Raw genomic sequence first — 2,355 nt, forward strand, 5'->3', positions numbered from 1 at the left:
CCGAGAATCGGCGCATTGAAGAAGTAACGGCCACCCACGTCTACCGTGGTCAACAGCATCATGCCGAACAGGGTGGCTCCCGCCACCCCCTCCAGCAGCAGTTGCAGAACACGGCCGACGCGTGCCGAGCGTGTCGATAGGGTTTGCATGATCGTCTCCGGATGGCGACAGAGTTGGATAGACATGATCACGGAGCATGGCATCGGCACTTATCAGGCCGACACGAACTCGCGCCACGCCGACAGATGCAGGCATCTAACGGCGTGACGCTGACCAGCCTCGGGAGTTCGAGATGCCGGCTTACTTGTACTCGCTGGGCACCAGAGACTCGACGCTATCCTCTTCGGCGGCGTCGGACAGCTGCTCACGGAAATACTCGATGGCGGCCATGGCATCCACGCCACGCTCTTCGGTCACCTCCTCGGCCCACTCGGCGATCATTTCATCGCTGATGCCGCGCAGGGTCTCCAGGTCTTCCTCGCCCAGATCGGTGAAGGTATGACCCTGTTCCTCGGCAAACTTGACTCCGCGCACATCCGAGACATCCATCATGTAGCCGAACAGCCGCGACAACTGTTCGCCAGAAACTGACTCGATGGCTTCACGGTCCTCGGGAGAGATCCTGTCCCAGAACATCGGGTTCATGGCGATGGTGAAGCTGCCGCGATAGAAGCCACCATCTACCTTGAGGGTATACGGAAAGATCTCAGCCACGCGGAAGCTGCGCAGGCCCTCGGGGACCAGCATGGCGCCGTCGATAACGCCCTGGGAACCGGCCTCGTAGACGCCGGTGGGCGGCAGTGCCACACCGGTCAGCTCCAAGGCATTGGAAAGGTCACCCATCACACCGCCGCCGACGCGGATGCGCTGGCCCTTGAGATCCTCGAGCGTCTCAACCTTTTCACTGGTGAAGATCCAGCCTGGGCCGTGTACGCCCGCCGCCACCACGTCGACACCTCGATGCTCACCGGCCTGGGCAAGGTACTCCTGATGAGTGCGCCAGTAGGCGGCAGAAGCATTTTCAGAGGAGAAATCCTCGAAAGTGGGAAATTCCGGCAGCTTGGTCAACTCGAAGCGGCCGGCGTTATAACCGTGGAACACCCAGGTAGCATCGGCGATGCCGTCAGCCACCATGGCCATCTGCGAGTCGGGCGGTCCCATGTCATGGACCACATCGACGGTGACACGCCCTTCAGTGGCTTCCTCGATCCAGGCCCCCCAGGTGGGCCAGACGATGGTGTTGATACCGTGGTTGGGGCCGGCCCAAGTGCTGATCGTCAGCGTGGTCTCGGCCAGGGCGGATGTGCTCATGATCGCGGCGGTCAGGGTGCCGAGCATCAGGCCTGTTGTCTTGTACATTGTTTAGTTCCTCCATCATCACAGGCTGCGGACATTCTCACCGGAAAGCGGCCATGGGAATTCTTTTGATACACCAAAGGCAAGCTTTCCGGATATTTGAGAAACACTTCATGGCGTACAATGCCTTCGCATGGTACCTCTGCGCAACGCATTCACGACCAATAGCTAATGCTACTTAAGTATAACACACAATTAATGCTTTATAATCAATGGCATATAATGCCACGGGTGGCCAAGCCAACATCATGAGGGGTCGATGCTCTTTCCTTTGGCAATGGCGAGGTCCTGTTACGCAAGGTTGGCTCAAAAATAAAAACCAGCAACATATTGCTGCTGGTCACAAGGACAGCCTGCTTGGCTACGGCAGCTCAATCGGTGATCAGCCAATCCGCTCGAGCTGCCGCTCCAGCTTGCTCATGGCATGCAGCAGGTCACGGTACTCGCCGACACTTAGTGTGGCGACTAACTCAGCCTCCCATGCATGGGCATCAGGAATTAACCCCTCCAGCAGCTTTGCCCCCTCTTGCGTCAGGTGCAGATCATGGACACGTTGATCCTGGGGCGATGGTGTCCGGGAAATCAGCCGACGCTCCTCAAGCGCCTGGATCGCTCGAGAGACCCGCGCCTTATCCATATTAGTGTAGGCACAGATCTTCTTGGCGGTCAGTTCATCGCAATGACTCAACCATGAGAGAACCCGCCACTGGGCGACATTGAGGCCATAGCGCTGAGAGTACATCCGCTCCAGTTCGTCACTGATGCGATCTGCCAACTTGTTCAGCCGATACGGCAGAAACTGGTTAAGGTCAATTTCTGCCTTGGCTGGCGCTTCTGCCGATCTACTCGGCCCGACCGCTTCAGAGGTCATAACACGCATTCTCCCCTCGGATTTCATAGCACAGCCTAATAGAGAAGCTCCGGCAGGAAGAGCACGATACCGGGGAGCAGCAGCACCAGCAGGGCGCGGATCGTGCCCGCCACCCAGAACGGCGTCAC

The 2,355-nt window shown here is 58.3% G+C and carries 2 protein-coding genes; both read right to left on the reverse strand.

The window, feature by feature from the left end; translation table 11 throughout:
- Positions 1-300: 300 nt before the first annotated feature.
- A complete protein-coding gene (locus RAN53_RS16275) occupies positions 301-1,359 on the reverse strand; it encodes a TRAP transporter substrate-binding protein (RefSeq protein WP_305797847.1) in 1,059 nt (352 codons plus the stop codon).
- Between the two features lie 379 nt (positions 1,360-1,738).
- A complete protein-coding gene (locus tag RAN53_RS16280; protein ID WP_305797848.1) occupies positions 1,739-2,227 on the reverse strand; it encodes a MarR family winged helix-turn-helix transcriptional regulator in 489 nt (162 codons plus the stop codon).
- Between the last annotated feature and the right edge of the window lie 128 nt (positions 2,228-2,355).

Origin of the sequence: Halomonas sp. SSL-5 (genome assembly GCF_030708455.1) — a bacterium.
Taxonomy (GTDB): domain Bacteria; phylum Pseudomonadota; class Gammaproteobacteria; order Pseudomonadales; family Halomonadaceae; genus Halomonas.